This is a genomic window from Mycobacterium sp. RTGN5, assembly GCF_033804465.1.
Classification (GTDB): domain Bacteria; phylum Actinomycetota; class Actinomycetes; order Mycobacteriales; family Mycobacteriaceae; genus Mycobacterium.
The window spans coordinates 1,062,920-1,087,335 of record NZ_JAPZLA010000001.1; the positions used below are offsets into that span (position 1 = coordinate 1,062,920).

Annotated in this window: 27 protein-coding genes; 16 read left to right on the top strand and 11 right to left on the bottom strand. The window is 67.2% G+C overall.

The features are described 5' to 3' along the window. Positions 1-80 precede the first annotated feature (80 nt). Both SLQ31_RS05205 and SLQ31_RS05210 read left to right on the top strand, forming a co-directional pair. Positions 81-491, top strand: a complete 411-nt coding sequence (locus SLQ31_RS05205; RefSeq protein ID WP_319430259.1) for a cold-shock protein — start codon at positions 81-83, stop codon at positions 489-491. Positions 492-500: 9 nt separating this feature from the next. Further along, a complete protein-coding gene (locus SLQ31_RS05210) occupies positions 501-1,499 on the top strand; it encodes a glutathione S-transferase family protein (RefSeq protein WP_319430261.1) in 999 nt (332 codons plus the stop codon). On the opposite strand, the gene SLQ31_RS05215 is transcribed toward SLQ31_RS05210, so the two are convergent. The 3 genes from SLQ31_RS05215 to SLQ31_RS05225 all read right to left on the bottom strand — a co-directional run bounded on the left by SLQ31_RS05215 (position 1,490) and on the right by SLQ31_RS05225 (position 4,547). After that, entirely contained in the window at positions 1,490-2,377 is an 888-nt protein-coding gene (locus tag SLQ31_RS05215; RefSeq protein WP_319430263.1) for a DUF4436 family protein, read from the bottom strand. The genes SLQ31_RS05210 and SLQ31_RS05215 overlap by 10 nt on opposite strands. 74 nt (positions 2,378-2,451) lie before the next feature. Beyond that, on the bottom strand, positions 2,452-2,943 hold the full coding sequence (locus SLQ31_RS05220; RefSeq protein WP_319430265.1) for a DUF2771 domain-containing protein: 492 nt from the start codon (positions 2,941-2,943) through the stop codon (positions 2,452-2,454). Then, positions 2,940-4,547, bottom strand: coding sequence for an MFS transporter (locus SLQ31_RS05225; RefSeq protein ID WP_319432850.1), 1,608 nt, complete (start codon positions 4,545-4,547; stop codon positions 2,940-2,942). The genes SLQ31_RS05220 and SLQ31_RS05225 overlap by 4 nt, the downstream gene beginning before the upstream one ends. Before the next feature lie 180 nt (positions 4,548-4,727). Here SLQ31_RS05225 and SLQ31_RS05230 point away from each other — a divergent pair, with 180 nt between their 5' ends. Beyond that, positions 4,728-5,660, top strand: coding sequence for a DUF3027 domain-containing protein (locus SLQ31_RS05230; RefSeq protein ID WP_413641513.1), 933 nt, complete (start codon positions 4,728-4,730; stop codon positions 5,658-5,660). On the opposite strand, the gene SLQ31_RS05235 is transcribed toward SLQ31_RS05230, so the two are convergent. Both SLQ31_RS05235 and SLQ31_RS05240 read right to left on the bottom strand, forming a co-directional pair. Further along, entirely contained in the window at positions 5,657-6,109 is a 453-nt protein-coding gene (locus SLQ31_RS05235) for an SRPBCC family protein (RefSeq protein WP_319430269.1), read from the bottom strand. The genes SLQ31_RS05230 and SLQ31_RS05235 overlap by 4 nt on opposite strands. 23 nt (positions 6,110-6,132) lie before the next feature. After that, the gene (locus SLQ31_RS05240) at positions 6,133-6,435 is read right to left on the bottom strand and encodes a DUF2530 domain-containing protein (RefSeq protein WP_319430271.1); all 303 of its coding nucleotides are present in this window, start codon (positions 6,433-6,435) and stop codon (positions 6,133-6,135) included. A gap of 101 nt (positions 6,436-6,536) precedes the next feature. Here SLQ31_RS05240 and SLQ31_RS05245 point away from each other — a divergent pair, with 101 nt between their 5' ends. Genes SLQ31_RS05245 through SLQ31_RS05255 form a run of 3 tightly spaced genes read left to right on the top strand, consistent with a single transcriptional unit; the run spans position 6,537 to position 8,132 of the window. Further along, the gene (locus tag SLQ31_RS05245; RefSeq protein ID WP_319430273.1) at positions 6,537-6,968 is read left to right on the top strand and encodes a MarR family transcriptional regulator; all 432 of its coding nucleotides are present in this window, start codon (positions 6,537-6,539) and stop codon (positions 6,966-6,968) included. Continuing rightward, the gene (locus SLQ31_RS05250) at positions 6,965-7,813 is read left to right on the top strand and encodes an RNA methyltransferase (protein ID WP_319430275.1); all 849 of its coding nucleotides are present in this window, start codon (positions 6,965-6,967) and stop codon (positions 7,811-7,813) included. Before SLQ31_RS05245 ends, SLQ31_RS05250 begins: the two co-directional genes overlap by 4 nt. 46 nt (positions 7,814-7,859) lie before the next feature. After that, entirely contained in the window at positions 7,860-8,132 is a 273-nt protein-coding gene (locus tag SLQ31_RS05255) for a DUF2537 domain-containing protein (protein WP_319430277.1), read from the top strand. 7 nt (positions 8,133-8,139) lie between these two features. On the opposite strand, the gene sepH is transcribed toward SLQ31_RS05255, so the two are convergent. Both sepH and serC read right to left on the bottom strand, forming a co-directional pair. Beyond that, complete coding sequence (gene sepH / locus SLQ31_RS05260) at positions 8,140-8,934, bottom strand: septation protein SepH (RefSeq protein ID WP_319430278.1); 795 nt, start codon at positions 8,932-8,934, stop codon at positions 8,140-8,142. A gap of 84 nt (positions 8,935-9,018) precedes the next feature. Further along, the gene (gene serC, locus SLQ31_RS05265) at positions 9,019-10,131 is read right to left on the bottom strand and encodes a phosphoserine transaminase (protein WP_319430280.1); all 1,113 of its coding nucleotides are present in this window, start codon (positions 10,129-10,131) and stop codon (positions 9,019-9,021) included. A 144-nt stretch (positions 10,132-10,275) separates the two neighbouring features. Here serC and SLQ31_RS05270 point away from each other — a divergent pair, with 144 nt between their 5' ends. Then, the gene (locus SLQ31_RS05270) at positions 10,276-11,292 is read left to right on the top strand and encodes a diiron oxygenase (protein ID WP_319430282.1); all 1,017 of its coding nucleotides are present in this window, start codon (positions 10,276-10,278) and stop codon (positions 11,290-11,292) included. A gap of 19 nt (positions 11,293-11,311) precedes the next feature. Further along, entirely contained in the window at positions 11,312-12,997 is a 1,686-nt protein-coding gene (locus SLQ31_RS05275; RefSeq protein WP_319430284.1) for an FAD-dependent oxidoreductase, read from the top strand. 12 nt (positions 12,998-13,009) lie between these two features. Here the strand turns inward: SLQ31_RS05275 and SLQ31_RS05280 are convergent, their stop codons facing one another. After that, a complete protein-coding gene (locus tag SLQ31_RS05280) occupies positions 13,010-13,459 on the bottom strand; it encodes a VOC family protein (RefSeq protein WP_319430286.1) in 450 nt (149 codons plus the stop codon). Positions 13,460-13,608: 149 nt separating this feature from the next. Between SLQ31_RS05280 and SLQ31_RS05285 the strand changes: the two genes are divergently transcribed. Further along, a complete protein-coding gene (locus SLQ31_RS05285) occupies positions 13,609-14,949 on the top strand; it encodes an MFS transporter (protein ID WP_319430288.1) in 1,341 nt (446 codons plus the stop codon). Between the two features lie 6 nt (positions 14,950-14,955). Here SLQ31_RS05285 and SLQ31_RS05290 read toward each other — a convergent pair whose 3' ends face one another. Then, positions 14,956-16,080, bottom strand: a complete 1,125-nt coding sequence (locus tag SLQ31_RS05290) for a citrate synthase 2 (RefSeq protein ID WP_319430290.1) — start codon at positions 16,078-16,080, stop codon at positions 14,956-14,958. A gap of 117 nt (positions 16,081-16,197) precedes the next feature. Here SLQ31_RS05290 and pdxH point away from each other — a divergent pair, with 117 nt between their 5' ends. The 7 genes from pdxH to SLQ31_RS05325 all read left to right on the top strand — a co-directional run bounded on the left by pdxH (position 16,198) and on the right by SLQ31_RS05325 (position 22,799). After that, entirely contained in the window at positions 16,198-16,824 is a 627-nt protein-coding gene (gene pdxH / locus SLQ31_RS05295; RefSeq protein ID WP_413641892.1) for a pyridoxamine 5'-phosphate oxidase, read from the top strand. Next, entirely contained in the window at positions 16,825-18,099 is a 1,275-nt protein-coding gene (locus SLQ31_RS05300) for an MFS transporter (RefSeq protein ID WP_319430294.1), read from the top strand. A gap of 29 nt (positions 18,100-18,128) precedes the next feature. Beyond that, positions 18,129-18,791, top strand: a complete 663-nt coding sequence (locus tag SLQ31_RS05305) for a TetR/AcrR family transcriptional regulator (RefSeq protein ID WP_319430296.1) — start codon at positions 18,129-18,131, stop codon at positions 18,789-18,791. A gap of 39 nt (positions 18,792-18,830) precedes the next feature. Then, the gene (locus SLQ31_RS05310) at positions 18,831-19,472 is read left to right on the top strand and encodes a TetR/AcrR family transcriptional regulator (RefSeq protein WP_319430298.1); all 642 of its coding nucleotides are present in this window, start codon (positions 18,831-18,833) and stop codon (positions 19,470-19,472) included. A 103-nt stretch (positions 19,473-19,575) separates the two neighbouring features. Next, the gene (locus SLQ31_RS05315; RefSeq protein WP_319430300.1) at positions 19,576-20,874 is read left to right on the top strand and encodes a citrate synthase; all 1,299 of its coding nucleotides are present in this window, start codon (positions 19,576-19,578) and stop codon (positions 20,872-20,874) included. A 67-nt stretch (positions 20,875-20,941) separates the two neighbouring features. Then, positions 20,942-22,393, top strand: a complete 1,452-nt coding sequence (locus tag SLQ31_RS05320; protein ID WP_319430302.1) for an MFS transporter — start codon at positions 20,942-20,944, stop codon at positions 22,391-22,393. Then, entirely contained in the window at positions 22,383-22,799 is a 417-nt protein-coding gene (locus SLQ31_RS05325; protein WP_319430304.1) for a MarR family winged helix-turn-helix transcriptional regulator, read from the top strand. The genes SLQ31_RS05320 and SLQ31_RS05325 overlap by 11 nt, the downstream gene beginning before the upstream one ends. Here SLQ31_RS05325 and SLQ31_RS05330 read toward each other — a convergent pair. Both SLQ31_RS05330 and SLQ31_RS05335 read right to left on the bottom strand, forming a co-directional pair. Continuing rightward, positions 22,792-23,040: a DUF2630 family protein gene (locus SLQ31_RS05330; protein ID WP_319430306.1), complete on the bottom strand. Its 249-nt coding sequence runs from the start codon at positions 23,038-23,040 to the stop codon at positions 22,792-22,794. The genes SLQ31_RS05325 and SLQ31_RS05330 overlap by 8 nt on opposite strands. A gap of 28 nt (positions 23,041-23,068) precedes the next feature. After that, positions 23,069-24,388, bottom strand: coding sequence for an aspartate aminotransferase family protein (locus SLQ31_RS05335; protein WP_319430308.1), 1,320 nt, complete (start codon positions 24,386-24,388; stop codon positions 23,069-23,071). Positions 24,389-24,416 lie beyond the last annotated feature (28 nt).

A 24,416-nucleotide genomic window follows, 5' to 3' on the forward strand; every position in this document is an offset into this window, starting at 1 on the left:
ACTATCACCGACACGCGTCCTGCACCGGCGGGACGCTTCGTCATGTTGTCATGGACCCGTTAGACAAGCAGGTGAGACCAGTGCCGACCGGCAAGGTGAAGTGGTACGACGCCGAGAAGGGATTCGGCTTCCTATCCCAAGAGGAAGGCGAGGACGTCTATGTCCGCGCGTCGGCGCTGCCCGACGGTGTGGAGGGTCTCAAGGCAGGTCAGAAGGTCGAGTTCGGCGTCGCTTCCGGGCGCCGCGGGCCACAAGCGTTGAGCGTCAAGCTGATCGACCCGCCGCCGAGTCTGACCCGGACGCGACGCGAGGCCACCCCGGTCGAGCGCAAGCACACCCCGGACGAACTGCACGGCATGGTCGAGGACATGATCACGCTGCTGGAAGGCGCGGTGCAGCCTGAGCTGCGCAAGGGCCGCTATCCGGATCGCAAGGTCGCCCGGCGGGTGTCCGAGGTCGTCAAGGCAGTCGCCCAGGAGCTAGACGCCTAATCTGGACCTGTGGGTGCCTATGTCGCCGGCGGCGGCGAGTTCAAGCGCGATACCAACTACATCACCACCCGGATCACCGCTGACGGTGCCGACGGCTATCCCGTCGAGCCCGGTCGGTACCGGCTGATCGTCGCCCGGGCGTGCCCGTGGGCGAATCGGGCGATCATCGTGCGCCGACTGCTCGGCCTGGAGGACGTGCTGTCCATCGGGTTCTGCGGGCCGACGCACGATGAGCGCAGCTGGACCTTCGACCTCGATCCCGGTGGCGTCGACCCGGTGCTCAAGATTCCGCGTCTGCAGGATGCGTACTTCGCCCGCGACCCCGATTACCCCAAGGGCATCACCGTCCCGGCGATCGTCGACGTCGCCACCGGCCAGGTGGTCACCAACGACTTCGCCCAGATGACGTTGGACTTCTCCACGCAGTGGCGTGCCTTCCACCGCGAGGGTGCGCCGCAGCTGTATCCCGAGGACCTGCGCGACGAGATCGACGATGTTGCCCAGCGGATCTACACCGAGGTCAACAACGGCGTGTATCGCTGCGGGTTCGCCGGTTCACAAGAGTCGTACGAGGCGGCCTACGACCGGTTGTTCACCGCATTGGACTGGCTCTCGGAGCGGTTGGCGGACCGGCGCTACCTGGTCGGTGACACCATCACCGAAGCCGACGTGCGGCTGTTCACGACGCTGGCCCGATTCGATCCCGTTTACCACGGCCACTTCAAGTGCAACCGGGCCAAGCTGGCCGAGATGCCGGTGCTGTGGGCCTACGCCCGCGACCTATTCCAGACTCCTGGGTTCGGCGACACCACCGACTTCGTCCAGATCAAGCAGCACTACTACATCGTGCACAAAGACATCAACCCGACTCAGATCGTCCCGAAGGGGCCCGACCTGTCCGGCTGGCTGACGCCACACGGACGAGAAGCCTTGGGCGGCAGACCATTCGGCGATGGAACCCCGCCGGGGCCGACGCGCGAGGGTGAACGGGTACCGGCTCAGTTCTGACGGGCTCTGCGCTGCCTGCGAATGTTGAAGATCAGCAGTGAGACCAGGCCAAGCCCGAGCCCGATCTCACACCAGAAGTACGACAAATAGTCGCTGAGCACACCAAGGCTCGGCATGTTGGGCACCGAGTTTCGCACCGCCGGGAACGCGAACAGCAAGACGCCGAGGAGTGTGATCGCAGCACCGTCGATTTCTTCCGCGCTGCGGATCTCGCCGAGCGCCATGGTCAGAGCCAGTGCCGCCAACGCCCACATCAGTACGTCGATGAAGATCGCGAACGCCACGGTGGTCGGCGCTCGGCGGACCGCGAAGTTGAGGTTGTTGCCCCGGTTGGGTTCGGCGAGGCCGCTGGTCACGGTGAATCGATAGCCGTGCACCGACGCTTCGCCGACGAGAACCGATGGGACGGGCTCGCCGGTGGGCGACACCACCCGAACCTGTACCTGTGCGTCGTATTCGTCGAATGGGAACTCGCCGACGTCACCATCGCCGAGCTGGATATCGAGTCCTTCGGCCGGCATCGTCTCACCTGCCTCGAACTTCTCGTCGAGGATCTCTGAACCGCCCACGGCGAGCACGCGCAGCGGCCGACTCAAAAAGTATCTGTCGGCCACGAAGCTCCCCTGCGGTGTGAAGGTGAGTCGCACCACAGCATTGTCGTGATCGGGGACAACCTGGATCAGGTTGGCGTGCACCCGAACCCCGTCGTGCAGACCGGTGTCACCACACACTGCCGAGGAGCGGGCCGACGCTTGAAACGATGAGACGGCAAGGGCCATAAGGCCGATGCCGACCGACGCAACGAACACGAACAGAAGCCGGCCGAGCCAGGGTGACCGTTGGCGTTCCGTCGACGAGTCGACTCCCCGTCTGATCATCGCCGGAGCGTAGGGGCCGAGTATGACCAGCACTTGCCTGGCGCGCGAACGGGTCCCGAAGGTTCAGGAGCTCGCTAGGGCCAGACCAGCCGCACTGACCACTCCGCGTGCGGGGCGTCGCGCAGCTCGCCGTTCTGGTCCTGCACGAGCGTGAGCAGCTGCACCACGACGCCGGTGAGCTTGCCGCGTTGTGGGTCGACGGTCGGAATCGTCACGGCCAGTTCGGTATCGGGCCGGTAGATGGTGGTGGTCGAATTGCGTTCGTCTTCGTAGACCCGCAGCAGCCGCCACGGCGCCCGCCCGATGGAGGTCGGCACCGAAAGCTGAACGGGATAGCGCTCGGTGACCGACAGCTCGCCCTGGGTCTGCGGATTCTGGCAGTCGTTGAGGTTCATCACGTTGCAGTAGACGAACGGCCCGATGCGCACGGAGTGCCCGTGCGAGTACGCACTGATCTCGGGCAGCTTCGATCCGGTGTCGCGGGTCAGTGCCCACGCGCCGAAACCGGCGCCGATCGACGCCAGGGCGACGAGCACCACCAGAAGCCAACGGACCAACCTCGTCACCGGTTGGTCACCGCCGATGCCCCTTCCGGTTCGGCGAGCACCGGACGGTTACCGCCGAAGCCGGGGATCAAGGAATCGCCGCGATAGCTGACGATGGTCTGCGCCAGGCCGAGGATCAGCATCGCGGTGATCGCGGTGAAGCCCACCCACAGCTGGGTGGACACCAGCACGCCCAGCGCGCCGCCGAGCACCCAGGCCAGCTGCAGCACCGACTCCGAACGCCCGAACGCCGACGCCCGCGACTCCTCGGGCAGGTCGTCCTGCAATGACGCATCCAGTGACGCCTTGCCGATCGCGGTCGCTCCCGAGGTGACCAGTGCGGCCACCGCAACGGCGATCAGGTTGCCGGTGACCGCGGCCACCAGTGCCATCACCGTCACCGCCACGGTGGCGCGTGCGACGAGCATCGCCGGGTGGCCCAGCTGCATGCGTGCGGCGGCGAAGTTGCCCGCGAAGTTCCCGATCCCGGCCGCCGCGCCGATCAAGCCAAGTATGGCCAACTGTTGCCAGCCGCTGGCATCGTGGGACTTGGCGACAAAGGCCGGGTACAGGAACAGGAACCCCACCATCGCCTTGATCGTGCAGTTACCCCATAGCGAGGTGATGATGTTGCGGCCCAGCGGTTGTCGTCGTTTGCCCTTCTTATTGGCCGGCTCGTGGTCGCCCCATCGCAGCGGCCCGGTGTCACCGTGGTAGGTGAGGGTGGCGGGCACCTCACCTTCGGTCACCTCCACCCAGCGCGGGATCCGCATCGACCATGAGGCGCCGGCGACGGCGACGAAGACGACGACGAACAATGCGCCGGGCAGTTGGAAGACCGTGGTGAGCAGATATTCCGCCCCGGCGGCGATACCGCCGCCGACGATGGTGCCGCCGATCAGGCCGAACATCGTCAGCCGCGAGTTCACCCGGACCAGGTCGATCGTCGGTGGCATGACCCGCGGAGTGACCGCGCTGCGCAGCACGCTGAAGGACTTCGACAGCACCATCATTCCCAGCGCACAGGGGTAGAGCACCCAAGACTCGTAGCCGCCGCTGGCGCCGTCGTAGTTCATGATCAGCACGATCCCCAGCGCGGCACGCAGGATGAACGACATCGCCAGCGCCGCGCGCCTGCCGTGTTGCACCCGGTCCAGCGCCGGCCCGATGAGCGGGGCGATCACCGCGAACGGCGCGATCGTGATCAGCAGGTACAGCGCGACCTTGCCCTTGCTCTCCCCGGATGCGGCGGCGAAGAACAACGTGTTGGCCAGGGCGACCGCCATGGCCGAGTCGACCGCGAAGTTGGCCACCACCGGCCACGTGAGCGCGGTCAGACCGGACTTGTCGGCGCCGTCGGCGGTGGCCGCCCGGTGCACCATCGAATACATCCGCGACCCCATCTCGCGGCTGCGCATCGCCGCGGCACGGGTGACCGTGACGCGTTCGCCCGCCCCGCCACCCACGCCGCCACGCGAGCCCGGCGGCGGGCCGGACAGGTTCTCGGTGCGCTGATCCTGATCGCCAAGGGGCGGCAGGTAGCGGTTGGCGCTGGGGATCGGGTTGGACCGCCGGGTGGCTCCAGGGCGGCGGAGGCCCTCCCCGTCGCTGGGGTAGTTGGCCATGCCGGGGTGTTCGTCGGATGCGTCGGCCGGCGAGCGGCGATCCGGCCCGAAAGCCGGATTCCCGCGGGGTTCGTCACGCCGGCTTCCAGACACGCCACGATTGTCCCCCATACCCGGATGCAGGGCGCGCACGTGACCGGTGTGGCTGCACACACCGACCGTGAGGCAAGATTAGGGACGATGGACAGCTCGATCGACTCCGCAGAACCCACGGCTCCAGCCCAATACGGCCCGCCGTCGGACGCGGCTGCCGCAGTACTGAGCGGCGCCGAGGACCAAGCACGGCAGGCGATCGTCGAGTTCAGTGGCGACACGGTGGGCGAATACCTCGGCGTCAGCTTCGAGGATGACTCCGCGGCAACCCACCGCTTCCTGGCCAAGATGCCCGGCTATCAGGGCTGGCAGTGGGCGGTTGTGGTGGCGGCCAGCCCCGGCGCCGACCACGCGACAGTCAGTGAAGTCGTGCTGGTGCCCGGCCCGACGGCGCTGCTGGCCCCGGCCTGGGTGCCCTGGGATGAGCGCATCAAGCCGGGCGATCTGAGCCCGGGTGACCTGCTCTCGCCGCTAAAGGACGATCCGCGGCTGGTTCCTGGGTACACCGGGACCGGCGACCCCGCGATCGACGACGTCGCCTACGAAATCGGGTTCGGCCGCCGCCAGGTGCTCAGCGCCTTCGGCCGCGACGAGACCGCACAGCGCTGGCATGACGGCGACCACGGTCCGGGCGCGCCGATGGCCCGCGGGACCAAGCGGGTCTGCCGCGATTGCGGATTCATGGCTCCGCTCGCCGGTGCGCTCGGCACCATGTTCGGGGTGTGCTGCAACGAGATGTCGGCCGACGCCCACGTCGTCGATTTCGAGTACGGCTGCGGCGCACATTCGGACACCCCGCCGGCACCGGGCACCGGATCGCCGCTCTACGACCCGTACGACGACGGCGTGATCGAGGTCGTCGAGGTTGCGGCTGCGGTCGAGGAGCCGACGGTTGTCGTCGAGAGCCCTGAGACCGACGAGAGCCCTGAGACTGACGAGAGCCCTGAGACTGACGAGAGCTCCGAGCCGGTCGAGAACGCAGAAGCCGTCGAGACCCCCGAAGCGGTCGAGCCGACCTAGCCTTCGGCGGCCGCTTTGATGCGGGCCAGCGACGTGTTCATCCCGTCGACGAGTTCCTTCTCGAAGTTCGGTACCCCGCCCATGACCGCGTTGATCGTCATGCTCGAGACGGCCTTGACCCCGTTCTCGGCGTGCCGGGACTCGACGACGCGGGTGCCGGTGGCGGTCTCCTCGAGCTCATAGCTCCACACGGTGTTGTTGGCGTTGACCCGGAACGCCAGCTTGCGCTCCGGGATCAGCTCGGTGATCGTCGACGTGGTCGGCCAGAACAGCTTGTTACGCCGGTTCAGGTTGACGGTGCGAGTGCCGGGACGGACCTCGCCGAGTGCCTTCATCAGCCGGCACTGCGGGCTCCACTTGGGCATGTTGTCGAGGTCTGCGATCAGGGACCACACCCTGCTCACCGGAGCATTGATGTCGATCTCTGCTTGTAATAGCGGCGCTGCCATCACTTCTCCTTGTCGTCGGCGGATCAATCGGCGCGCGGCGCCCGCCCGGTTTCCAAGCCGGTCTGCGCGCCCCGCGCACCGCGGCGGGCAGCGGTGCGCTGCCACAGGAATATCGAGGTGCCGACAACCCCGGTGCCCAATCCCGCAATCGCGATCGGGCGCCACGGTTCCAGGGCGCCAACGGTGAACGCTGCGATCGTGGCGAGCGCCCACAGCACGGCTCCGGCGACGATGACCGGCCACGGATCTAGCAGGGCCGCGGGCAGCGCCGGCGGCTGGGGTTCGGCCGTCGGTGACTGGCTCGGCTCGTGCTGATCGGAAGGCATTGCCGTCCAAGGTAACCGATCGAGTCCGCGGCCCGCTCCGCAGCTCGGCAGTTGGCCGGTTCATCATGGATCGAGTGTTGTTGTGTCGTACTGTTTGCGTCGTGAAGGACGTTGACCTGCGGCTGGCCAGTGATTTGTCGCTGGCCGTCATGCGCCTGGCGCGCCAGTTGCGCTTCCGCCGGCCCGAATCACCGGTCACCCTTTCGCAGTTGTCCGCACTTGCCACCCTGGCCAAAGACGGGGCGATGACCCCTGGTGCGCTGGCCGTCAAGGAACGGGTCCGGCCGCCGTCGATGACCCGGGTGATCGCCTCGCTGGTCGAACTCGGGCTGGTGGTGCGCACGTCGCACCCCGCCGACGGCCGCCAGGTTCTGGTGGCGGTGTCCGAGGCCGGTGCGGGGCTGGTCGACAGCGAGCGCCAGGCCAGCCAGGAGTGGCTGCGCGGCCGGCTGGCGACCCTCGACAGCGAGGAGCGCGGCATCCTGCTGCGAGCCGCGGACCTGATGACCGTGCTCGTCGACGAAGACGCGTGAGCGACAAGACTTTTGGGGATTTCGACCCTTCTGGAGAGTTCGAGGTTGTCGACATCACCGATCCCGGTGATCCCCGCGTCGACGACTTCCGCGACCTCAACAGCCTCGATCGCAGACCCGACCTGCCCAGTGGCAAGGGGCTGGTGATCGCCGAGGGCGTGCTGGTGGCTCAACGCATGATCGCCTCGCGGTTCACCCCGCACGCCTTCCTGGGCACCGAGCGTCGCCTCGCCGCACTGGCTGACGATCTGACCACCGTGCGGGCGCCGTTCTATCGCGCCTCGGCCGAGGTGATGGCCGAGGTGGTCGGCTTTCACCTCAACCGGGGTGTGCTCGCCGTCGCGCGACGGCCCGCTGAGCTGACGCTGGCCGAGGTGCTCGACGGAGCGCGGACGGTCGCCGTCGTCGAGGGTGTCAACGATCACGAGAATCTCGGGTCGGTCTTCCGCAACGCGGCCGGGCTCGGCGTGGACTCGGTCATCTTCGGCACCGGCTGTGCCGACCCGCTCTACCGGCGCGCGGTACGGGTGTCGATGGGCCATGCCCTGCTGGTGCCGTTCGCCCGGGCCCAGCAGTGGCCTGCCGACCTGGATGAGCTGCGCAGGCGCGGGTTCCGGCTGCTGGCCATGACGCCCGATCCGGCGGCGCAAACCCTGGCCGAGGCAATGACCGGCCTGGTCGATCAGAAGGTCGCGGTGCTGGTCGGGGCGGAGGGGCCGGGGCTGACCGAGACGGTGATGCGGGCCAGCGATGTCCGGGTCCGGATCCCGATGTCGCGGGGGACCGATTCACTCAACGTCGCGACCGCGGCGGCGCTGGCGTTCTACGAGCGAGCCCGCGGATAGGCTTCCCGGAGGGCAGGAGCGAAGCGACCCGGGAAAGGGGTGAGCCATGAACGAGGAGTCGACGCCGTGGGGGACCGGCCTGACCGTGTCGGCGTTCATCGCCGCGATCACCGGCGCCGCGATTGTGGTGCTGAGCCTGGGCATGGTCCGGGTGCACCCGCTGGTGGCGATCGTGCTCAACCTGATCGCGGTCGGCGGGCTGGCACCCACGCTGTGGGGCTGGCGGGACATCCCGGTGCGGCGTTGGTTCGTCCTTGGCGCCGGTATCGGCGTCGCGGGCGGCTGGGTGACGCTACTGGCGATGGCCGCCGCGCACTAGGCGCAGGTTAGCGCTCGCCGCTGGAACGCACGCCCAGCAGGACGTCCTCCCAGCCGGGCACTGCGGGCCTGGCCTTGGCGCGCTTGGCGCGGGGGGCCGGGGCGGGAGCAGGCGCGGGCGCGGGGGCAGGTGTCTCCTCGACCGGGGCCGGGGCGGGTTGCGGCTGCTCCTCGAAATCCAGCAGTGCGACGGGAGCCACCGGCCGCAGCACCGGGCGTTCGAACGCGGGGTCGATCAGCTCGCTGGCGGCGTCGTCGAGGGCAGCGACCGTGCCGCCGTGCGCCCCCGGGCTGAAGCGGAAATGAGCGACGTTGTCGGACAACCCGGCCTGCCAGGCCATCTGTACAACCCAGCGGCCGTCCTCGCCGCGCCACGCATCCCACTCGGTCGCATCGGGGCTGAGGCCACGGGCCATCAGGGCTTTGGTGATGGTCTCGTGCAGCGAACCCACGGCGGGCCCGTCGGCGAGGATCGGATGGGCCGCGGAGGCCAGCTCGGCTGCCCGCGAGCGCTCCAGAAGCACCGGATGAGCGAACCGCTCGACCTTGCTGAGGTCCATGCCGGATGATTCGGCAACTTGCTCGGCGGACGCACCCGCACGGATGCGCGCCTGAATGTCCCTGGGTCGCAACACGCCTTTGACCTCTTTGTCCCTCAGGGTCTGGCCCAGCGACCGGTCGCCGCGAACGGCGGCGCGCAGTCGGTCGTCGACCTGCAGAGCGAACCTGTCGACCGGGTCGGGACCTTCACAGATGATGTGCCTGCCGTCGACATCGAGTCCGATCACCTTGAGTTCTCGCATGTCGACCTCCTTCTCCGTCCGGAATTTAACCCAGGCGACGGAATATAACGGTTAGGACACGCCGGGCAGTTCGAGCCGGTTGTCCTAGAGGCGTTCGACGACCCAGTCGACGCACTGGGTGAGCGCGGAGACGTCGTCGGGCTCGATGGCCGGGAACATCGCGACGCGCAGCTGATTGCGGCCCAGTTTCCGGTACGGCTCGGTGTCGACGATGCCGTTGGCCCGCAGCACCTTGGCCACCGCCGCGGCATCGACCGCATCATCGAAATCGATGGTCCCGACCACCTGCGAACGCAGGGCGGGGTCGGTGACGAACGGGGTGGCGAACGACGACGCCTCGGCCCAGGAGTACAACCGCTGAGACGAGTCGGCCGTGCGCTTGACCGCCCAGTCCAGCCCGCCGTTGCCCAGCATCCAGTCGATTTGCTCGGCCATCAGCACCAGCGTGCCGATCGCCGGGGTGTTGTAGGTCTGGTTCTTCAGGCTGTTGTCGACGGCGATCGGCAGCGACAGAAACTCGGGCACCCAGCGGCCGGCGGCGGCGATGGACTCGATGCGGGCCAGCGCCGCGGGGGACAGGACCGCCAGCCACAGCCCGCCGTCGCTGGCGAAGTTCTTCTGCGGTGCGAAGTAGTAGGCGTCGACGTCGTTGACATCGACGGGCAATCCGCCCGCTCCGGAGGTGGCGTCGATGAGGACCAAGGCGTTTCCGGAATCCGCCGGGCGGCGCACCGGCACGGCGACGCCGGTCGAGGTCTCGTTGTGCGCCCAGGCGATGGCGTCGACCGAGGGATCGGACTGCGGCTCGGGGGCGCTGCCCGCGTCGGCCTTGATGACGATCGGGTCGTCGATGAACGGGTTGGCGGTGGCCGCCGAGGCGAACTTCGAGGAGAACTCGCCGTAGGTGAGATGCAGCGACCTCTTCTCGATCAGGCCGAACGCGGCAGCATCCCAGAACGCGGTCGCGCCGCCGTTGCCCAGGATCACCTCGTAGCCGTCGGGCAGCGAGAAGAATTCGCGCAGGCCGTCGCGGACGCGCCCGACCAGGTTCTTCACCGGCGCCTGCCGGTGTGAGGTGCCGAACAACGCGGCCGAATCGCTCAGCGCTTTCAGTTGCTCGGGGCGCACCTTCGAGGGTCCGCAGCCGAAGCGGCCGTCGGCGGGCTTCAGGGATTCGGGGATCACGAGATCAGCCATGCCCTCAAGCCTAAGAGTCCGCGCCATCGCATTTGAAACCGAGGCATGCAGCAAACCCGAAAAGGGGTGTAGACATGTATGCGATACCTGCGGTACCGTTTGGACAACACCCGCCCCAATGTAAACCTCTCTGAGGAGGCTGTCATGGCGAGAACCAAAATCATCCGGCGCTGGCGTCGCAACATGGATGTCCAGGACGACATCGCCTACGTCGACAAGCTCATGACGCTTTCCGAGGGCTCCGTGCGGCGCAACTTCAACCCGTACACCGATATCGACTGGGATTCGCCCGAGTTCGCGGTGGTTCCGAACGACGAGCGCTGGATACTGCCGGCGACCGACCCGATCGGACAGCACCCCTGGTATCGGTCGCAGTCCACAGAGCGGCAGATCGAAATCGGCATGTGGCGCCAGGCCAACGTCGCCAAGGTCGGCCTGCACTTCGAGTCGATCTTGATCCGGGGATTGATGGAGTACGCATTCTGGACGCCGAACGGCTCACCGGAGTACCGGTACTGCCTGCACGAGGCGGTCGAAGAGTGCAACCACACCCTGATGTTTCAGGAGATGGTGAACCACATCGGGGCCGACGTGCCTGGCATGCCTCGCCTGCTGAAGTGGATTCAACCGGCGATTCCTCTTGTCGCAGGGCCGCTGCCGATTCCGTTCTGGTTCGGCATCCTTGCCGGCGAAGAGCCCATCGACCACACCCAGAAAAACGTTCTGCGCGAAGGCAAGTCGCTGCATCCGATCATGGAGCGGGTGATGGCAATCCACGTCGCCGAGGAGGCGCGGCACATTTCGTTTGCGCACGAGTATCTGCGCAAGCGGGTGCCCCACCTGCCGAGACGGAAGCGATTCTGGCTGTCGCTATTCGTGCCGGTGGTGATGCGCGTGCTGTGCTCGGCCATCATCGTTCCGCCGAAGGCGTTCTGGAAGGAATTCGACATCCCGCGCTCGGTGCGCAAGGACATCTTCTTCTCCTCGCCCGGATCGCGACAGATGTTGCGCGACATGTTCGGCGACGTCCGCATGCTCGCCACGGACACCGGGTTGATGAACCCGCTGGCGAAGCTCATCTGGCGGATCTGCCGGATCGACGGACCGCCCAGCCGCTACCGCAGCGAGCCGCAGCGCCGGCACGTCGTGAGCGCCGCGTAAGAATCGACGCCACACACCTATGCCTCACGTCATCACGCAGTCGTGCTGCAGCGACGGGTCGTGCGTCTACGCCTGCCCGGTCAACTGCATCCATCCCAGCCCCGACGAGCCGGGATTCGCCACCGCTGAAATGCTGTACATCGATCCGGTGGCCTGCGTGGACTGCGGCGCCTGCGTCAGCGCGTGCCCGGTCGGCGCCATTGCGCCGGACAGCAGGCTGACCGACAACCAGTTGCCGTTCATCCCGCTCAACGCCGCTTTCTATCCCGAGCGGCCCGCCGATGTGAAGCTGCCACCGACGTCCAAACTCGCTCCGGTGCTGCCCGCACCTCAGATACGCCGCGGCGGAGCGAATCTCACGGTGGCCGTGGTCGGCTCGGGGCCCGCGGGGATGTACGCCGCCGACGAGTTGCTCACCCAGAGCGGGGTGCGGGTCAACGTCTTCGACAAGCTGCCCACCCCGTTCGGACTGGTGCGCGCCGGGGTCGCCCCTGATCACCAGAACACCAAGGGCGTAACGCGCATCTTCGAGCAGATCAGTGCGCGTTCACATTTCGCGTTCTATCTCAATGTCGAAGTAGGTCAGCATATTTCGCATGCCGAATTGCTAGAACACCACCACGCCGTGTTGTACACGGTCGGTGCGCCGAACGACCGCAGGCTCGACATCGCTGGGATGGAGCTGCCGGGAACCGGCACCGCCACCGAGACGGTGGCCTGGATCAACGGACATCCGGATTTCGCCGGGCTGACCGTCGACCTCCGCCACGAGCGCGTCGTCGTGATCGGCAATGGCAATGTGGCCCTCGACGTGGCGCGGATCCTCACCGCCGACCCAGATGACTTGGCGCGCACCGATATTTCCGATACCGCGCTGGGCGCCCTGCGCAACTCCGGCGTACGCGAGGTTGTCATCGCGGCGCGCCGCGGACCAGTCGACTCGGCCTTCACGCTGCCCGAGCTGATCGGGCTGACGTCGACGGCCGAAGTTGCGCTCGACGCCGACGACCACGAACTCGTCCAGCAGGATCTGGCCCGCGCCACCGACCCCGTCACGGTGGGCAAGCTCGAGATCCTGGCCAAACTGCCCGTCGCCGCCGAAATCGCCACGCGTCCCCGAATCCGGTTGGCCTACCGGCTGACACCGCACCGCGTGCTCGGCACCGAGCGGGTGAGCGGGATCGAGTTCCGCCACACCGGCACCGACGAGGCGGTCCAGCTCGACGCCGGGCTGGTGCTGACCTCGATCGGCTACCGTGGCGCGCCGATCGCCGACCTCCCGTTCGACGAGGCGGCGGCCGTCGTCCCCAATCGGGATGGACGGGTGATCGACCCCGCCACCGGCGAGGCCGTCGCAGGCGCGTACGTCGCGGGCTGGATCAAGCGCGGCCCAACGGGTTTCATCGGCACCAACAAATCCTGTGCCATGCAGACTGTGTCGAATCTGGTCGACGACTTCAACGCCGGCTTGCTCACCGACTCGGCCGCGCGACCGACCGCGCTGGACAGGCTGATCCGGTCCCGCCGGCCGGATGTCGTCGACGCGGCCGGCTGGCGTGCCATCGATGCGGCCGAGACCGCCCGCGGGGAGGCCGAGGGCCGGCCCCGGGTGAAGTTCACCGAGGTGGCCGACATGGTCGCGGCGTCCGCCACGGCGGCGGACCCACCGCTGGCCCGACGGCTGCTGGCCGGCCTCCTGCGCTAGCGCGCTCCAGCGTCAGCCCCCGCTCATCGCCTGTTGGATCTCCTCGTAGCTGACCTCGCGGACCGGCTGCCCCAGCGACCACTGATGCCCGAACGGATCGCGGACCATGCCGTATCGGTCGCCCCAGAATTGGTCGTCGAGCGGCATCACCACGGTGGCGCCGGCGTCGACCGCCTGCTGAAACTTCTTGTCGACGTCGGTCACGGTCAAGTGGATGGTCACCGGGGTGCCACCGAGTGCCGGCGGGGTCGTCGACTTGCCGTCGGTCATCTCCGTGAAGTCGTCGTTGAGCATCACGGTGGACCCGTTGATCGCCACGGCGGCGTGGATCAGCTTGCCGTCCGGACGGGGGACACGACCGATTTCGACGGCGCCGAAGGCCTTGACGTAGAAGTCAATTGCCGCGGCCGCGTCATCGACGACCAGGTGCGGGGACAGTGCGGGTTGTACATCGATCGCCATAACGGGCTCCTGTCGGTGATGGCGGCCCGACGGACCGCCTCGGTTTATAGACATCAGGGGCGGGCGGAACTCATCGCCCACGCCCCATGCAACCACCGGGCACCGACAGAAAATGGAGTACGGTTCGGGCTGACACAGGGAGGCCAACGATGACCACCACGACAGTCCCACGGTCGAGCCCCGCCGAAACCCGGCGGGCCATCTGGAACACGATCCGAGGGTCCTCGGGCAACCTGGTCGAGTGGTACGACGTCTACGTCTACACCGTGTTCGCAACGTATTTCGAGGGCCAGTTCTTCGACGAGTCCGAGAAGAACTCGACGGTGTACGTGTATGCGATCTTCGCGATCACCTTCGTGATGCGCCCCGTGGGGTCGTGGTTCTTCGGCCGCTACGCCGACCGGAATGGCCGACGCGCGGCGCTGACGGTGAGCGTGTCACTGATGGCACTGTGCTCCTTGATGATTGCGCTTGTGCCGTCGCAAGCGGTGATCGGGATGGCGGCGCCGATCACCCTCGTCGTCGCTCGACTGGTGCAGGGCTTCGCGACCGGCGGTGAGTACGGCACGTCGGCGACGTACATGTCGGAGGCTGCGACACGGGAGCGGCGCGGGTTCTTCTCGTCGTTCCAGTACGTGACGCTGATCGGTGGGCACGTGCTGGCGCAGTTCACGCTGCTGATCCTGCAGTCGACGCTCAGCGATGGCCAGATGCGCGAGTTCGGTTGGCGCATCGCGTTCGCCGTGGGTGGCGTCGCGGCGGTGGTGGTGTTCTGGTTGCGTCGCACCATGGACGAGTCGCTGTCCGAGGACGTCATCGAGGCGGCCAAGGCGGGGCAGGACTCCGGCGCCGGTTCCATGCGGGCACTGTTGACGCAGTACTGGCGGCCGTTGCTGCTGTGCTTCCTCATCACACTTGGCGGCACGGTGGCGTTCTACACCTACAGCGTCAACGCGCCGGCGATCGTCAAGACCGCGTTCAAGGGCGAGGGGCTGACGGGGACATGGGTGAACCTGTCCGGGCTGATCTTCTTGATGTTGCTCCAGCCGGTGGGCGGGATCATCAGCGACCGGATCGGGCGCAAGCCGATGTTGGTGTTCTTCGGGGTCGGCGGGGTGTTCTACACCTATGTCCTCATCACGTACCTGCCCCAGACACGCTCGCCGCTGGCGTCTTTCGCGCTGGTCGCGGTGGGTTATGTGATCCTCACGGGGTACACCTCGATCAACGCGCTGGTGAAGTCGGAGCTGTTTCCGGCGCAGGTGCGGGCCCTCGGGGTGGGGGTCGGCTATGCGCTCGCGAACTCCATCTTCGGCGGGACGGCGCCGCTGATCTACCAGGCAGCCAAGGAGCACGGTCAGGTACCGCTGTTCATCGGCTACGTCACGGTCTGCATCGCCGTGTCGCTGGTGGTGTACGTGTTCTTCCTGCGCAATAAGGCCGAGACGTATCTGGATCGGGAACGGGGTTCCGCGTTTGCGGCTCGCTAGACGCGATCAAACGGTCGCGTGACTGATCTCGTTCCAGCCGTCGACCGCCTCGACCGAGCGCGGCGCCGGGCCGATGTAAATGGCTGACGGGCGCACCAGCTTGCCGAGCCGCTTCTGCTCGAGGATGTGGGCGCACCAGCCCGCGGTGCGGCCACAGGTGAACATCGCGGGCATCATCTTCGCCGGGACCTGGGCGAAGTCGAGGATGACCGCCGCCCAGAACTCGACGTTGGTCTCGATGGCCCGATCCGGGCGTCGCTCGTGCAGTTCCGCCAGCGCCGCCTGCTCGAGCGCGACGGCTACCTCGTACCGCGGCGCCGCCAACCGCTTGGCCGTTGCGCGCAGCACCCGCGCGCGGGGATCCTCGGCCCGGTAGACCCGGTGGCCGAAGCCCATGAGCTTTTCATTGCGGTCGAGAACACCCTTGACCACCGCGCGGGCATCCCCGGCGCGCTCGACTTCTTCGAGCATCGGCAGCACCCGGGCGGGCGCACCGCCGTGCAGGGGGCCGCTCATCGCGCCGATCGCACCCGAGAGGGCGGCCGCGACGTCGGCCCCGGTGGAGGCGATCACCCGCGCGGTGAACGTCGAGGCGTTCATCCCGTGTTCGGCCGCCGAGACCCAGTAGGCGTCGATCGCTTCGACGTGCCGCGGATCCGGGTCGCCCTGCCATCGCGTCATGAAACGCTCTGTGACAGTGGAGCATTCGTCGATGATGCGCTGCGGCACCGCCGGCTGATAGATCCCGCGAGCGGACTGGGCGACATAGGACAACGCCATCACCGACGCGCGGGCGAGGTGATCACGGGCGGTCTCGCCGTCGATGTCCAGCAGCGGCTTGTAGCCCCAGATCGGCGCCAGCATCGCCAGGCCGGCCTGGACGTCGACCCGCACATCGCCGGTGTGGATGGGTAGCGGGAACGGCTCGGCAGGCGGCAGGCCGTCGCCGAATCGGCCGTCGACCAACAACGCCCAGGCGTCACCGAACGTGACCCGATTGCCGACCAGATCCTCGATATCGACACCGCGATACCGCAGCGCACCACCGTCTTTATCAGGCTCGGCGATCTCGGTGGTGAAGGCCACCACACCTTCCAGGCCGGGCACGAAATCGTCGGGTACCACAGTCATGATTTGGATTCTCCCACTCGCCGATCGGCCGCCCGATACCGGTCGGTAACAGCCGGCCGCAGGCTTCCGGCGTACCGTGACCCCGTGGAAAATCCCGATGTCGATCATCTGGCGGCGATGCGCGTGGAGTATGGCTCGGTCGAAAAGGACGGCAGCACCGACCTCGACGTCGACTGGCTGGCGCAGGGCTGGCTTGCCTTGTTGCACAGGTGGATCGCCGACGCGGAGGCGGCCGGGATCGCCGAACCCAACGCCATGGTGCTGGCCACCGTCGATTCGGGAAGACCGGTCAGCCGCACGGTGTTGTGCAAAAGCGTGGACGAGACCGGCATCACCTTCTACACCAATTACGACTCCGCCAAGGGCACCGAACTCGCGGCGACGCCGTACGCCGCGGTGACCTTCCCCTGGTACGGACTGGGCCGGCAGGTACACCTCCGCGGCGCGGTGTCGAAGGTGACCGCCGAGGAGACCGCCCAGTACTGGTCATGGCGCCCGCGCGGTTCGCAGCTGGGCGCGTGGGCATCGGCGCAGTCGCGCCCGATCGGCTCCCGTGCCGAACTGCTGGGTCAGCTCGCCGAGGTGACCGAACGCTTCGCCGGTGACGAGCAGGTTCCGGTGCCCCCGCACTGGGGCGGCTACCGGATCGCACCCGAGGTCGTCGAGTTCTGGCAGGGCCGAGAAAACCGGGTCCACAACAGGATTCGGGTGAGCGGAAGCCGCATCGAGCGGCTGCAGCCCTAGGTGGCGCGGCTCTTCGCCGACACCACCCCACTGAGAACGCCGGACTTCCGCCGGCTGTGGGTGGCCGGCATCGTCACGGTCATCGGGGCCAACCTCACCATCTTCGCTGTCCCCGTGCAGTTGTACGCACTCACCCAGAATTCGGCCTACGTGGGCCTGTCCGGAGTGTTCGCCCTGGTTCCGCTGATCGTGTTCGGGCTGCTGGGCGGGGCGTGGGCCGACGCCATGGACCGGCGCCTGCTGCTGATCATCACCTCCTGCGGGCTGGGGGTGTCCTCGGTCCTGTTGTGGCTGCAGGCCGCGCTCGGGATGAACAACGTGTGGTTGGTGCTGTGTCTGTTGTCGGTTCAGCAGGCCTTCTATGCCGTGGACAGCCCGACCCGTTCGGCAGCCATACCGCGGATGATCCCCGGTGACCAGCTCCCGGCGGCCAACTCGCTGAACTTCACGGTGTTCCAGTTCGGTGCCATCGTCGGCCCGCTGATGGCCGGTGTGATGCTGCGTTGGGTCGACCTGTCCACGCTCTATCTGATCGACGCGCTCACCTGTGTGGTGCCCATCTGGGTGGCCTGCCGACTCGCACCGATACCCCCCACAGTCCGCGGGCGGGGTATGGGATTCGACGCCATTCGCTCGGTGCTTGACGGTTTCCGCTTCCTGTCCGGCAACAAGGTCGTGCTGATGTCGTTCGTGGTGGACCTGATCGCGATGATCGCGGGAATGCCGCGGGCCCTGTTCCCCGAGATGGCGCACCAGAGTTTCGGCGGGCCGATCGTGGGCGGCACAACCATGGCGCTCCTGGCGGCCGCAATGTCGATCGGAGCTGTCGCGGGTGGCGTGTTCTCCGGCTGGTTTCCTCGCATCCAGCGCCAGGGCTTGGCCGTGGTGATCTCGATCGTGGTGTGGGGTGCGGCCATGATCGGTTTCGGTGTGGCGGGCGGGCTTGCGCATGGCCGCGCCGGCACGATGCTGTGGATTGCGGTGGTGTTCTTGGCGATTGGCGGTGCCGCGGACATGGTGTCGGCGGCGTTCCGGTCGACGATCCTGCAGCAGGTGGCTTCCGACGACGTGCGTGGACGGCTGCAGGGAGTGTTCACGGTCGTCGTCGCGGGCGGTCCCCGGCTCGCCGACGCGGCGCACGGCGCGGCCGCCGCGGTGATCGGCACCACCCTGGCCGCCGCCGGTGGGGGAGGGCTCGTCGTGGTCGGTGTGATCATCGCTGCGGCGGCGGTCCCGGTCTTTGTTCGCTACCGGGTGGAGCCGGCGAAACCGTAATCGGGCGCGTTCCGACTACGATTGCTCAGGTGGCCGACGTCATCGCGCAGGCACTTCCTGGTCTGCGTGAACGCAAAAAGCAACGTACCCGCGCCATGCTGGTCGATGCCGCTGTGAAGTTGTGCATGGAGCGCGGCTATGACAACACGACCGTCGAGCAGATCGCGGCGGCTGCCGATGTGTCGCCGCGCACCTTCAGTCGGTATTTCCCGACCAAGGACTCGGTGATGATGACCGTGCTCGACGACTTGGTGAATGCCGCGGTAACCGAGCTGGCCACGATCGACGTGGGAGTTCCGCCGCTGACCGCGCTGGCCCGCGCGCACACCCAGGCGCTGCGCCGGGTGCCGTCCGGCGAGGTGACGGAGCTGACCACCCACCGCCTGGTCCTGATGGTCAACGTCATCTCCTCGTCGAGCGCATTGCGGTTGGCGGCTGCGGCGACCCGGTTGATCCCACTGGTTATCGGGGTGGCCGCCCGCCTGGGCGTCGACCCGAGGGATCGGCAGGTGGCGCTGATCGTGTCGGTATGGGGCGCGATCACCGCCGGAGCGTGGGGCCAGCTGGTGATCGGGCCCGACGACTACGAGGAATGCGCGGCCATCATGGCTGACAGGTTGGACCTGACCTTCCGTGAATTCGTCGATATCGCCGCCCTGGAAGCCAAATCGGGGCTACCCTCTACCCCTTGACGTCCGGGGGCTCGCGAGAGGCGAGGGGGGTGGCGCGACGTGGCTGTTGTCGTGAACCCTGCCGCCACCGGCCTCCGTGAACTGAAGAAACAACGAACCCGAGCGACGTTGATCGACGTGGCCATTCACCTGTGTGTCGAGCAGGGCTACGACAACACGACCGTCGAGCAGATCGCGGCCGGCGCGGAGATCGCGCCGCGCACCTTCAGCCGCTACTTCCCGAGCAAGGAGGCGGTGATCGTCGCCATCCTCGGCGAGGTCGCCGACGATGTGGCCGCCTGCTACGCCCGTCAGCCGACCGACATCACCCAATACGAGGCACTGGCCCGTGCCCATCTGGAGACCTTCCGCAGCGCGCAGTACGACGACCCGGGTTCGGCGGCGTTCGAACGGATGCGACTGTTGCTGACGATCGTGAACTCCGCCCCGGCGATCGGACTGGGGCCGTTCATGTTCCGCGGGGACAGTTTTCACCACGGGGCGGTCGACGTGGCGGCGCGGCGGATGGGGGTCCCCACGGGCCATCCGGCCATCCGAATCCTCTTCGACACCTGGGCGGTGGTGATGGGGGTGGCCTGTCACGGCCTTGGCGCCCCGGGTGGACCGCCGGTCGAGCCAGACGTCCTGTGCAGGCGAATCGAGTCGGTGTACCGCGTATTCACCCGGCTGTGGAGGCCATGACCTACCCCGCGCCAACCCCCCGCGGGCGTCGCGGCAGAATAACGACTACCTTCACCTAGTACGGACGCCTCAGCCGGCGTCGAAGAGCTCAGAAGGGGTTCCTGTGGCCGCAACCGACGAGACCGCCACCCTGAAGTACCCGGGCGGCGAGTTGGATCTAGACGTCGTTCATGCGACTGAGGGTTCTGACGGGATCGCCTTGGGTTCGTTGCTGGCCAAGACCGGCTACACCACGTTCGACCAGGGTTTTGTGAACACCGCGTCGACCAAGAGCGCGATCACCTACATCGACGGCGACGCCGGGATCCTGCGTTATCGCGGGTACCCGATCGAGCAGCTTGCCGAGAAGTCGACCTTCATCGAGGTGAGCTATCTCCTGATCTACGGCGAGCTGCCGACGACCGAGCAGCTCGAGAAGTTCACCACCCAGATCCAGCGCCACACCCTGCTGCACGAGGACCTCAAGCGGTTCTTCGACGGCTTCCCGCGCAACGCCCATCCGATGCCGGTGCTGTCCAGCGCGGTCAACGCGCTGTCGGCCTATTACCAGGACTCGCTGGACCCGCTGGACAACGAGCAGGTCGAACTGTCGACGATCCGGCTGCTCGCGAAGATGCCGACGATTGCCGCCTACGCCTTCAAGAAATCGGTCGGCCAGCCCTTCCTCTACCCGGACAACTCGCTGACGCTGGTGGAGAACTTCCTGCGGATGACGTTCGGTTTCCCCGCCGAGCCCTACGAGGTCGATCCCGAGATCGTTCGCGCGCTGGACATGCTGCTGATCCTGCACGCCGACCACGAGCAGAACTGCTCGACCTCGACGGTGCGGCTGGTGGGCTCCTCGCAGGCCAACCTGTTCACCTCGATCTCGGGCGGCATCAACGCGCTGTGGGGCCCGCTGCACGGCGGCGCCAACCAGGCGGTGCTGGAGATGCTGGAGAAGATCCGCGCCGGCGACGACGACGTGCAGACCTTCGTCAAGAAGGTCAAGAACCGCGAAGACGGCGTGAAGCTGATGGGCTTCGGGCACCGGGTCTACAAGAATTACGACCCGCGGGCGCGCATCGTCAAGGAGCAGGCCGACAAGATCCTTGGCAAGCTCGGCGGCGACGACGAGCTGCTCAATATCGCCAAAGAGCTCGAAGAGATCGCGCTCACCGATGACTTCTTCATCGAGCGCAAGCTCTACCCGAACGTCGATTACTACACCGGACTCATCTACCGGGCGATGGGCTTCCCGACCAGGATGTTCACCGTGCTGTTCGCCCTGGGCCGGCTGCCGGGCTGGATCGCGCACTGGCGGGAGATGCACGACGAGGGCAGCAGCAAGATCGGCCGCCCGCGCCAGATCTACACCGGGTACACCGAGCGCGACTACGCCTCCATCGACGGCCGCAGCTGATCTTCGTTTGTGTCTGCTGGCCCACACCCGCTTGACCGCTGAACGGTTGTAGTTTCACAATGGTTGTGTGATTACAACTGTCGGTGAGCTCAGCGCGCGGCGCAAGAACATCATCTTGGCGACCTGCTGCCTGAGCCTGCTGATCGTGTCGATGGACGCGACGATCGTCAACGTGGCGATCCCCGCGATCCGCGCCGACCTGCATGCCACACCGTCGCAGCTGCAGTGGGTCATCGACATCTACACCCTGGTCCTCGCGTCGCTGCTGATGCTGTCCGGTGCGACCGGCGACCGGTTCGGCCGCCGCCGGATATTCCAGATCGGCCTGGCCGCCTTCGCGCTGGGTTCGCTGTTGTGCAGCCTGGCGCCGGACATCGACACGCTGATCGGCGCTCGGCTGATCCAGGGGCTCGGCGGTTCGATGATGAATCCCGTTGCACTGTCCATCATTTCGCAGATCTTCGTGGGGCGGGTGGAGCGCGCCCGCGCGCTGGGACTGTGGGGTGCGGTGGTCGGCATCTCGATGGCACTCGGCCCGATCGTCGGCGGTTTCCTGATCCACGCGATCAGCTGGCGCGCGGTGTTCTGGATCAACCTGCCGATCTGTGCCGCGGCGATCATCCTCACCGCGATCTTCGTTCCCGAGAGCAAGTCGGCCACTATGCGCGACATCGATCCGGTCGGCCAGTTGCTGGCCGTGCTGGCACTGTTCGGTGTGGTGTTCGTGCTCATCGAGGCGCCCGGGGTCGGCTGGGCCAACCCGCGCATTCTGGCGATCGCCGTCGGCGCGGCGCTGGCCCTGGTGGCCTTCCTGCGCTACGAGTCCCGCCGCCACGATCCCTTCATCGATCTGCGGTTTTTCCGCAGCGTTCCGTTCTCGTCGGCTACGGTCATCGCCGTGTGCGCCTTCGCCGCCTGGGGGGCCTTCCTGTTCATGATGTCGCTCTACCTGCAGGGCGAGCGCGGCTACTCGGCCGCGCACACCGGCCTGATCTACCTGCCGATCGCGATCGGCGCCCTGTTCTTCTCGCCACTGTCCGGTCGGTTGGTCGGCCGCTACGGTGCCCGCCCATCGCTTCTGGTGTCGGGCGTGCTGATCACCGCTGCGTCAGTGATGCTGACGTTCCTCAACGCCACCACTCCGGTTTGGGCAATCCTGGCGATCTTCGCCGTGTTCGGTATCGGCTTCGGCATGGTCAACGCGCCCATCACCAACGCCGCGGTGAGCGGTATGCCGCGCGATCGGGCCGGGGCCGCCTCGGCGATAACCTCGACCAGTCGCCAGGTCGGGGTGAGCATCGGTGTGGCGCTGTGTGGTTCGGTCGCCGGCTCGGCCCTGGCGGTCGCGGGAGTGGACTTCACGGCAGCGGCGCGGCCACTGTGGTGGGTCAGCATCGGACTGGGCCTGGTCATCACGGTGCTCGCCGTTGTGTCGACGTCGGGACGCGCCACGCTGTCCGCCGAGCGGCTGGCCCCGCTGATCGGCGACCACCGAATCGAGCCGGCCCATGTCGCGTAATCCGGTGGCCGATCAGGTGTGGCGGTCGATGTCGAGCCTGGTACTGGACAACAAGGACCGCTGGCGCCGCGCGGTGGTGGATCGAACCGGATTGCCGTTCAGCAGGATTCGGATCCTGCGCAGGCTCGCGTCACAACCGATGACGGTCAAGGAGGTCGCCGAGGCTGCCACCATCGACGCGCCGGCCGCAACCGTGGCAGTCAACGATCTGGAAGCGCGCGGCCTGGTGATCCGCCAACCCCATCCGGACAACCGGCGGTGCAAGCTGGTGTCGCTGACCGAGGCGGGTCGCGACGTCATCGCCGTGCTCGACGACACCGACGACCCGGCCCCCGAGGCGCTGGCCGCGCTGGACGAGCAGGATCTTCACGCGCTACGGACGATCCTGGCGCGCCTGCTCAGTTGAGATAGCCCTCGACTTCGTCGCCGGGACGCACGCTGGCGTCGCGAGGATCTCCGCCGGTCTCGCGCAGTGCCCGGCGCTGGCGAAGCAGGTCCCAGCACTGGTCGAGCTCGATCTCGATCGCCCGCAGGCGCGTGTTCTCCTCCGACTCGTCGATCTGCCGGTGTACCAACTGTTCACGTAGTTCGCGCTCTTGGGCGACGAGCTCGTGGATGCGTGCAAGGGTCTCGTTGTCTTCAGCCACGGCTCCAGTGTGCCCGAGGATGCTCGCCTCAGAACGGTGAAGCGAGAACCGCGCCGAACTCGGTGCAGAACCAGTCGACGTCCGAACTCGAGAAGACCAGCGGCGGGCGGATCTTCAACACATTGCCGTCCCGCCCGCAGACCGAGATCAGCACGCGGCGTTCCCGCATGGCATTGACCAGCTCCCGGGCCCCCGCCCGATCGGGTGCGCCAGCCTCGTCGATGACCTCGACGCCGACGTACAGGCCGGTGCCGCGCACGTCGCCGATGCGCGGATGTTCGGCGCCGAGGGCGGCCAGTTCCGTGCGCAGCTGGGTGCCGACATCGCCCGCGTTCCGCATCAGCTTCTCGTCCTCGATGACGTCGAGAACGGCTGCGGCGGCGGCCACCGTCACCGGGTTGCCGCCGAAGGTGTTGAAGTACGGGACCCCGCGGGCGAACGCGTCGAGAATGTCGGAACGGGCGGCCATCGCCGCGATCGGCAGGCCGTTGCCCATCGGCTTGCCCATCGTCACCAGGTCCGGGACGACGCCGTGGCGCAGGAAGCCCCACATCGCCTCACCGGTGCGGGCGAACCCGGGCTGGACCTCGTCGGCGATGAACACGCCGCCCGCGCGGTGCACCGCAGCCACCGCGGGAGCCAGGACCGAGGGGTCGGGGTAGATGCCGTCGGAGGAGAAGATGGTGTCCACGATCAGGGCGGAAAACCCGGCACCGGAGGCCTTCAGGTCGGTGATGGCGGCGACGACGTCGTCGGTGAACCGGGCCGCCAGCTCGCCCGCCGGGATCCGGTAGCTGTCCGGCGGGGGGATCGCGCGGACGTGTGCACCGAGCACCGTCGCGCCGCCGATGGACGGCGAGATCGCGGTGACCGCGGCGGTATTGCCGTGGTAGGCGTCACTGGTGACGATGACACCTGTTGCACCCGTGTGCATTTCGGCGACCCGAAGGGCCAGGTCGTTAACCTCTGAGCCGGTGCAGGCGTACATCACCTGATCGATCTGCTCGGGCATCGTGGCGAGCAGTCGCTGGCTGTAGTCGACGATGCCGCCGTGCAGATAGCGGGTGTGCGTGTTCAGCGTGGACAGCTGCCTGCTGACGGCCTCAACCACGTGCGGGTGGCAGTGACCGACGCTGGCGACGTTGTTGTAGGCGTCGAGATAGCAAGAGCCGTCGGCGTCGTAGAGCCGGGTGCCCTCGCCGCGGACCAGGTGTACCGGCCGCTGATAGAACAGCCGGTACGCCGGGCCCAGCATGCGGTCACGGGCCGCGATCAACGATTCGGTGGCGGGATCGACCGGGTGATCCGCTGAGTAGCTGTTGGAATCCATGATGTTCGAGAAACTCATCGCGCTACCCCTTCGCCTCGTTGACGCG

Bases quoted from the DNA above. Each gene is read 5' to 3' on its own strand.
- SLQ31_RS05285 (WP_319430288.1), top strand. From the start codon at position 13,609: ATGACCACCACGACAGTCCCACGGTCGAGCCCCGCCGAAACCCGGCGG.
- SLQ31_RS05230 (WP_413641513.1), top strand. From the start codon at position 4,728: ATGGACAGCTCGATCGACTCCGCAGAACCCACGGCTCCAGCCCAATAC.
- SLQ31_RS05280 (WP_319430286.1), bottom strand. From the start codon at position 13,459: ATGGCGATCGATGTACAACCCGCACTGTCCCCGCACCTGGTCGTCGAT.
- sepH (WP_319430278.1), bottom strand. From the start codon at position 8,934: ATGCGAGAACTCAAGGTGATCGGACTCGATGTCGACGGCAGGCACATC.
- SLQ31_RS05270 (WP_319430282.1), top strand. From the start codon at position 10,276: ATGGCGAGAACCAAAATCATCCGGCGCTGGCGTCGCAACATGGATGTC.
- SLQ31_RS05335 (WP_319430308.1), bottom strand. From the start codon at position 24,388: ATGAGTTTCTCGAACATCATGGATTCCAACAGCTACTCAGCGGATCAC.
- SLQ31_RS05275 (WP_319430284.1), top strand. From the start codon at position 11,312: ATGCCTCACGTCATCACGCAGTCGTGCTGCAGCGACGGGTCGTGCGTC.
- SLQ31_RS05215 (WP_319430263.1), bottom strand. From the start codon at position 2,377: ATGATCAGACGGGGAGTCGACTCGTCGACGGAACGCCAACGGTCACCC.
- SLQ31_RS05255 (WP_319430277.1), top strand. From the start codon at position 7,860: ATGAACGAGGAGTCGACGCCGTGGGGGACCGGCCTGACCGTGTCGGCG.
- SLQ31_RS05290 (WP_319430290.1), bottom strand. From the start codon at position 16,080: ATGACTGTGGTACCCGACGATTTCGTGCCCGGCCTGGAAGGTGTGGTG.
- serC (WP_319430280.1), bottom strand. From the start codon at position 10,131: ATGGCTGATCTCGTGATCCCCGAATCCCTGAAGCCCGCCGACGGCCGC.
- SLQ31_RS05240 (WP_319430271.1), bottom strand. From the start codon at position 6,435: ATGCCTTCCGATCAGCACGAGCCGAGCCAGTCACCGACGGCCGAACCC.
- SLQ31_RS05225 (WP_319432850.1), bottom strand. From the start codon at position 4,547: ATGGCCAACTACCCCAGCGACGGGGAGGGCCTCCGCCGCCCTGGAGCC.
- SLQ31_RS05325 (WP_319430304.1), top strand. From the start codon at position 22,383: ATGTCGCGTAATCCGGTGGCCGATCAGGTGTGGCGGTCGATGTCGAGC.
- SLQ31_RS05235 (WP_319430269.1), bottom strand. From the start codon at position 6,109: ATGGCAGCGCCGCTATTACAAGCAGAGATCGACATCAATGCTCCGGTG.
- pdxH (WP_413641892.1), top strand. From the start codon at position 16,198: ATGCGCGTGGAGTATGGCTCGGTCGAAAAGGACGGCAGCACCGACCTC.